Source organism: Rhizobium mesoamericanum STM3625, from assembly GCF_000312665.1.
In the GTDB taxonomy this organism is placed as follows: domain Bacteria; phylum Pseudomonadota; class Alphaproteobacteria; order Rhizobiales; family Rhizobiaceae; genus Rhizobium; species Rhizobium mesoamericanum.
This window is the reverse complement of the sequence record NZ_HF536778.1, coordinates 365554-372426: the sequence shown is the minus strand read 5'-3', so window position 1 is coordinate 372426 and position 6873 is coordinate 365554. Positions and strand designations below refer to the sequence as shown.

Here is a 6873-nt window from a genome sequence, read left to right as displayed (position 1 = left end):
AAAGATCGATCTTCGCAAGGTTCTCGTGTCGCTGGATTTCTCGGACTTCTAGGATGTTTGCCAGCGCATTCTGTCGAGCCATCGAGGTGGGTCGATTTGTGATCCGACCGGCTTAACCAGCCGGTCCTTCACTTCCAGAGCCTGGAATCGCGGTTTCTAACCACGCGGAACGAGCCGAACGCCGGACGAGCCTTGAAGGAGGCGATACCGTCACCGAAAGCGCCAAGCGCATCCGCCAGTCCTTGGCGACTGATCGTGGCCTGATCGCCGACGACCACCTCCTTCAGCCTGAGCGTGTCGGAGAATGGCTCGAAATAGTGCTCGCCGTCGCGAATGCTGTCGTTCAGCGAGCAAAAGCAGCGGTACTCCGTCTCATACTTCCAGGCCGTGAATTTGGAGAGGAGCAGACTGTCGAGATCCCGCTCAACGAGTTTCCGACCCGCCGGGGCCGGGACCCGCCTTCGGCAGTAATTGACCTTGAGAAAAACATCGCTCTCGGGGACATCGAACCCGAGGGCCATCCCTTTGTGCTTTTCCGCATAGTGCCCCCACAAGAGCGGGTGTGACCATTTGTGGCTCATGCACAGGATCCCGAACTCGTCATTTCGCTCGGACTTCCACCTCTTCAGCTTTTCCCGCGTTTCGCGATCGCGGAGGTTCCAGCCGAGCAGTTCGAAAGGGTCGTTCAGATCCTTGATTCTGGCGATTTTCAATCGCCGGTTCTGAAGGGCCATAAGTCCGTATTGCTGCGTCGTGAAATAATAGAGGCGCATGGCGCTCCACCAATGAGAGTTTGAGTGCGCGATTCGCGAAAACCTGCGGGATCTCGATCGTACAATCCAAACTTTCTACCTGAAATCCCCGTTTTCACTTTCAGGTCGCTGATGTGGTCATAGGGCGTTGCCAGACTGCGCGGACGCAGCCGTTTCGGTGGCATCTCGCGCGGATCCGGACCACCGCCATGACGGGGTCTGGCCGCCGCGACCGCTGGGAACCGGAAACACCACTTCACGCTGGGCCTGATGCGCCGCCTTTCGACCGTTTGCCGGCGCGCATGCCAGCCATGGTCAGTTGCTTGCCTTGTCAGAGTCGTTGTGAACCATATTCTCGGTAAAGTAGAACCATGCAGAAGTGCAGTTGATGCGGCGGCTTTGTTGCAAGTCCCGGCGCGTCGAAACAGGCAGAACTACTTCCTTCCTCATCGCAGCTAATGACGGGCGCAGGCACATGCAACCGCCATGATTTGGAGGGGCATCGAATATGAGGCATCCTGAAAATGCGCCGCTGGCGCGATCGAGAACAGAAGCGCCGACCGCGGGTTCTTGTTCAGCTTTATGGCGCTGAAGAGCTCCCAACGGTGCAGGAGGCAAAACTCCTATACCAATGTAGCTAGCACGACGGTGGTTTACGGCCGCCGTAGTCACGGCGGCGTTTTGTTATGTTGTTCAAGTACTGGGCCAAGAAAATCCCATAATGTATCGAGGGGAACCGGCTGTACCGACGCACGGAAAAGTCACCGGTTGCCAAACACATAGCTAGTTCCCGCGATCGGTTTACGGTTCGATTCCTTTCAAGGCGACCTAGCTATCTGCTCCTTCGCGCTCGCCGCTGATTTCGCGGTCGTTCAGACGAATTCCGGGGCCACCTGAGCCAGTATATTCGCCGTTAATGAAAACTATTCCCGCTTCCAACACTGTTCGGATGGCGCTGACCGTTCTTGCCTTCAGTTCGTCGCCTCGCTCAAAACGCACCAGGGGTGTTCGTGGATACGGACGCTGCTTCTGCCAGCTCTTTGACACTCATGCCAAGTGCAGTGCGCGCCATCTTGCATTGGATCGGCAACAAAATCGCTATCCTATGTTGAAATCGCCTTGACGTTGCGATTTATGTTCAATCAGTGCAATCACGTGCAAGAGTGATTCTTTAGAAAACTATACCTAGTTCCGACAGGCGGCGCGAGGCAACTGCGCATGCGTCAAATCGGAACGAGGCTCGGACTCGTACTCCATGGAACTGTGCCAGCCCTCGTATTTCAAAACCGTGGCCGAGGAGTTGCACTTCGACGGGCCGCGGCGAGGATGCAGATTGCCCAGCCGCGCTCAGCAATCATGTCAGGACGCTGGAGCGGGAACCTGCTCAAGCCACGCGAAGTATCAGGCGTGCTCGTCATCTGGTGCTATGAGGTCGACATGACTAACACCCAGAGCTTGAGCCAATTCGTAGAGCGTTATCACAGTTGGATTTCGTCGCCCGCGCTCAAGGCCACTCAAATATTGCTGACTGTAGCCAGAGCGCGCCTCGACGTCTTCCTGCGTGAGGCCTTTCTCGCGGCGCAGACGAGCAAAATTACGGCCAACCAGTTTGCGCATATCCATGCCCGGAAGATCGCCGTTTACATCTTTTAAGTTTATCAACTATAGTATGTAACTCGGTAGTGCCTCTCAGCGGCTTACGCGAGGAGAACAGTCTTCATGGAACTCCGCCAACTCTCCTATTTCAAAGCAGTGGCCGAGGAACTGCACTTCGGCCGGGCGGCAGCGCGGGTGCGGATTGCCCAGCCGGCGCTCAGCAATCATGTCATGGCCCTGGAAAGGGAGCTTGGCTGTGCGCTGTTCATCCGCTCGACCAGACGGGTGGAACTGACCAGGGCAGGGGAAACCTTCTATGATCGCTGTGTGCGCATCCTCAGCGAGGTCGATCTGACCACCGAACTGACGCGGGCGGCCGGCGGCAGCCGCATGCGCCAGATCAAGATCGGCACCGTCTATCCGGCCACCATCGGCATGCTGCCGACCTTCCTTGCGAAGATCGCCCGCAAGTTCCCGGACGTGAAGATCCATATCGCCGCCGGCAACACCGGCGAGATCATCCGCAACCTGGAAAGCGGCCAGATCAATCTCGGCTTCATCCGCCCGGTGGAAAACATCGGCGCCTTGCGCTTCTTCTCGATTGCCTCCGAGCGCTACTATCTGGCGGTCGGCCATGGCAATCCGCTGGCCGAGCGCGACGAGATCACCATCGACGACCTCAGCGATCAGAAGCTCATCGCCTTTTCCAGGCAGAACCTGTCGTTTTCCGAGCGCTACTTCCAGGAGAAGTTCGAGGCCTACGACCTGGTAAAGAACATCGCCTACAGCTGTGACGACACCTGGTCCTTGGTGTCGCTCGTCGCAGCCGGGCTTGGCATCGGCTTTGTCCCGGAATGGACGCGCGAGCTTCCGAACCGCGCCTTCGAACTGAAGAAGGTCAGAGGCATCGACTTTCGGATCGGGCTCGGGGTCGCCTGGAACCGGGAGGATCCGACCGCCGCGCGCGACGACATCGTCGACATCGCCCGGTCGCTGGCACGGCCGGGGCGAGGCGCTCTGAACAAGGTTGGGTAGCGACGCGACGGAAGGTGGCTCACCACGGACCGACGCGGAGCAAAGCGGGTTGGCAAAACGAGCGCTGCAAAGTCCGCCCCTACCGCGACAGCTGCTCCTGCTTCGGCTGCCGACGATATGGCAGAGCTGTTTCGGCTGGAGGAAGAAAACCACATGCTGTGCAAGTCGCTTGCAGAAACGCTTCGCCAGAGATTTAGGCAACCAATGTGAATTCGAATTCCATCTTGGCTAGGGCCTCTGCCTCATACGGCCCAGTAGGGAACGTATCTTGCGTTTCTCCTGCCCTGATCCGGGTCCGCCGGCGCGATACGGCCGAGTTTGATCGATTCCGCGATAATGGTGGATACTGCCTGATACTCTTCCGCCGGAAGCGAGAACCGTTCTCTTAGGGTCGCATTACTCATGTAGTCATGGGTTAGCCAGCGCAGAACGCAGTGGAAGAAACACGCTCTCATCTTCTCTGCCTTCGACATCTGACTGAAGCTTTTGGGTGCGAACAGCACGACACGCATTGAGTTCTCGGACGAGATGAAATCCGGAGCGGGGAGATGCTCCGCTTCAATCTCGATCAGCGTCTTGTCGAGCCCGCCACCGCGCTCCTCGCAAAGACCGAATGAACGCATCGTGGCTGCCAGCTTTTCGTTTCGGGAGCGGCGTTCGTCGAGCATCCGGTCGGTATTGATCAAAGAGTTACCCGGGTTACTGATCTCAATCCGGTTATCATAGATCTCGACCACAGGGCCCACCCCGGTCGCCATGAAATCCTGGTGGATGAGTGCGTTGGCAATCACTTCCCTAATGGCTGTTTCCGGGAAGTGCGGAACCATGCGTCGCACTCCCTCGATGTAGCGTTCGTCTTTGGGCAGGCGTTCCATCAGGAATTTCATCATGCCGGTGAAGCCGACCGCGTAGCCCTTTTTGCCTTCCTGTTCGAAGTCGGACCGAGATTTGTCACGGCCGACATATTTGACGATGCGAACGGCTTTCCCGGCGATGGACGGAAAAGCCGTGACATCGCGGGCCAGCATGATTGCGCCGAGGTTGGTAATGTCGAACCGGCCTTCAAGATTATCCAGAACAAACCTTCGATCCGCCATTTTGCGGATCACCTCTTCTTGGCTCTTCGGCCTTGGCTCGCCGGTCAAATCGAACATAGGATCTGGATCGAGCAAGGCGAAGACGTCTTCCGTGCTCGCGTTGGATGTAGCAACAGCTGTTTCGAAGCGGCGTCTTCCGGTGGCTATCCAGAGTGCCCGCTCGTGCTCGGGAAATTCGGCGAGCTTTTTCTTGTTTTCGCCGATCCGGACGAATTCCGTACCGCTGAACTTTACCGGCCGTTCATAGGACGGTTCGATGGCAATCACGGAATATGCAAGACCGTCGCACGAGAAATCCAGAACCTCGATGAGGACACGCGGCTCGATCATCCGGCTCAGCCAATTGGTGAAATCCTCGTTCCCTTGCTTTAGCTGTTGCAATCGGAGTTCAGTCCCCACGCGTTTTTTCGTGTGGTCCTCCACTCCGAAGACAAGGAAAGCACGATCCCTGCCAGCCAGCATGGCTGAATTCGCGAGGGCGGAAACATATTCACCAATCTCGCGCGGGTCCTTGTTGTTGACCTTGAATTCCAGCCAGGCACTTTCGTTCGGCTCTTGAAGTAACCGATTGAGCAATGCGCATGGATCATGGATTGGCATTTTCGCGTCCTCATTTTATCCCCCTTATATCAGATTCGACCCTGTCGTAATGATCTTTCGAGGAAATCTGCAAGAATTTTTCCAGCAAAAACAATGCGATGATAACAAGATTCGGGCGAAAGTTTTTATCCTGGTTTTGAACCAGTGGGAGAGGAGCAGGGCGACTGATGACGCAGGCGCGTTTTATCCCCCTTTAGTCGGGATCGCCATTGTTTAGGCATTAAGTACCGAAATAAATCAAACAAAAACGATATGATGCAGACTGCTATTAGGTTTGAATAATATCGTCGTTATGTCGGAACCGCGGTGATGATGACGCGATGAGCGCCGTCATGTGTCCGATTGTGACCGAGAGACGCGGGTAACGTGATGGCTTCACAACTCGACATGTTTGCACCGTCCCCGGCAGAGCACGAAGCGCCTGTTGTAAGACTCCTCGGAGACGAAGCGGCGTGATTACAATCTCTTAGCGAAGAGGTGCGGGGATCGACTTTCGGATCGGGCTTGGGGCGCGTGAAACCGGGAAGATCCGACCGCCTCGCGCGACGACATCGTCGATATCGCCCGGTCGCTGGCACGGCCGGGGCGGTGAGGGCGGCCGTGCTCGACTGACCTCGTGATTGCTCGGCCGCCCGCCCGCCGATCCTTGATTGGTCTGCCTGCCGTTGACCATCCCATCTGCCGGCCGCGCTCCGCGTCCTGCCCCGGCTTTTGGTCCTGCCGGGCTCGCGCTGGCCCGCAACGGCGTTGCCGTCCTCCACTGTCGTTCCGGCCCTGTCGGGTGCGGGCCAGCGCTGAAAAGCCCGGCATGCGGACCGCCGTAGCAGGTCGCGATGGTCGCGACCTCAAACGGAGGGTCAAACATGACGAGGCAGCCAACCAAGCAACGATCCGATCTCTACAGCCGCATCACCGACAAGATCGTCGCCGAACTCGAACAGGGTGTCAGACCCTGGATGCAGCCCTGGAACACGGCCTATGCCAGCGACCGGATCACCCGGCCGCTGCGCCACAATGGCGAGCCCTATTCTGGCATCAACGTTCTCATCCTCTGGTCGGAGGCGATCGCCCGTGGCTTTACCTCGGCCACCTGGATGACCTTCCGTCAGGCTCGCGAATTCGGGGCGGCGGTGCGCAAGGGCGAGACCGGCACCACCGTCGTCTTTGCCAGCTCGTTCCTGCGGGCCGAAACCAGCGACACCGGCGAGGCGGTTACGCACGACATCCCGTTTCTGAAAGCCTACACCGTCTTCAACTGCGACCAGATCGACGGGCTAGGCGAGCGCTGCCGGCCCGTTGTGCCGGCTCCAGATCCGATCGTCCGCATTGGCCATGCCGACCGCTTCTTTGCCAATACCGGCGCCCTGATCCGGCACGGCGGCTCGTCGGCCTACTACGCACCGGCCCGCGATCACATCCAGATGCCGGCCTTCGAAGCCTTCCGCGACGCACAATCATACGCTGCAATCATGAGCCATGAATTGACCCACTGGACGGCGGCCGCGCATCGTCTCGATCGTGACCTCAGCCGCTACGCCAAGGACAACAGCGCACGCGCCCGCGAGGAACTGATCGCCGAACTCGGCAGCTGCTTCCTCTGCGCCGATCTCGGCATCGTGCCCGAACTCGAACCACGGCCTGACCATGCGAGCTATCTCGCCGCCTGGCTCAAGCTGCTCTCAAGCGACACGCGGGCGATCTTTACCGCCGCCAGCCACGCGCAGCGCGCTGTCAGCTACCTGCACCATCTGCAGCCCGAAGGGGAGACGGCGTGAGCCGTCTTTTCCCCTCAA

The 6873-nt window shown here is 58.2% G+C and carries 5 protein-coding genes and 2 pseudogenes; 3 read left to right on the top strand and 4 right to left on the bottom strand.

What is annotated here, in order from left to right:
* Positions 1–128 precede the first annotated feature (128 nt).
* From BN77_RS30395 to BN77_RS33110, 3 genes and pseudogenes are all read right to left on the bottom strand, one after another.
* Complete coding sequence (locus BN77_RS30395) at positions 129–773, bottom strand: DUF2971 domain-containing protein (protein ID WP_007539549.1); 645 nt, start codon at positions 771–773, stop codon at positions 129–131.
* A gap of 807 nt (positions 774–1580) precedes the next feature.
* Positions 1581–1824: pseudogene (locus tag BN77_RS35445) on the bottom strand (helix-turn-helix domain-containing protein).
* Positions 1825–2153: 329 nt separating this feature from the next.
* The gene (locus BN77_RS33110) at positions 2154–2375 is read right to left on the bottom strand and encodes a helix-turn-helix domain-containing protein (protein WP_081593644.1); all 222 of its coding nucleotides are present in this window, start codon (positions 2373–2375) and stop codon (positions 2154–2156) included.
* Between the two features lie 96 nt (positions 2376–2471).
* Here BN77_RS33110 and BN77_RS30385 point away from each other — a divergent pair, with 96 nt between their 5' ends.
* Positions 2472–3383: a LysR family transcriptional regulator gene (locus BN77_RS30385; RefSeq protein ID WP_007539542.1), complete on the top strand. Its 912-nt coding sequence runs from the start codon at positions 2472–2474 to the stop codon at positions 3381–3383.
* Positions 3384–3625: 242 nt separating this feature from the next.
* Here the strand turns inward: BN77_RS30385 and BN77_RS30380 are convergent, their stop codons facing one another.
* Positions 3626–5080, bottom strand: coding sequence for an ATP-binding protein (locus BN77_RS30380; protein WP_007539541.1), 1455 nt, complete (start codon positions 5078–5080; stop codon positions 3626–3628).
* Positions 5081–5562: 482 nt separating this feature from the next.
* Between BN77_RS30380 and BN77_RS36115 the strand changes: the two are divergent.
* A pseudogene (locus BN77_RS36115) lies at positions 5563–5672 on the top strand (LysR family transcriptional regulator); the annotation flags it as partial.
* Positions 5673–5943: 271 nt separating this feature from the next.
* On the top strand, positions 5944–6855 hold the full coding sequence (locus BN77_RS30375) for an ArdC family protein (RefSeq protein WP_007539539.1): 912 nt from the start codon (positions 5944–5946) through the stop codon (positions 6853–6855).
* Positions 6856–6873 lie beyond the last annotated feature (18 nt).